The organism is Bacillus sp. T2.9-1 (assembly GCF_950097965.1).
In the GTDB taxonomy this organism is placed as follows: domain Bacteria; phylum Bacillota; class Bacilli; order Bacillales; family Cytobacillaceae; genus Niallia; species Niallia hominis.
This window is the reverse complement of sequence record NZ_CATNHG010000067.1, coordinates 1-214: the sequence shown is the minus strand read 5'-3', so window position 1 is coordinate 214 and position 214 is coordinate 1. Positions and strand designations below refer to the sequence as shown.

Below are 214 nucleotides of genomic sequence, written 5' to 3'. Positions count from 1 at the left end.
AAGAAGATTATATGGCTGATCAGCTAACGTTGTTCGAAGAATTCGATCCGTTCACGGGTGAGAAAAATCGGAAGTAAATAAAGAAATTCTTTAGAATTGGTGAGTGAATGTGGTGCAGAAGGGAAACCTTTTCAGTGGGCCTTTAAGGCCGAGGCCGGTAAGAGAGGCTTTTAGCCGCAGAGCAAACCACCAGTTCACACTGGTGGTTTTGATT

The 214-nt window shown here is 43.9% G+C and carries 1 pseudogene; it reads left to right on the top strand.

What is annotated here, in order from left to right:
• A pseudogene (locus QQZ16_RS04435) lies at positions 1-77 on the top strand (IS200/IS605 family transposase); the annotation flags it as partial.
• Positions 78-214 lie beyond the last annotated feature (137 nt).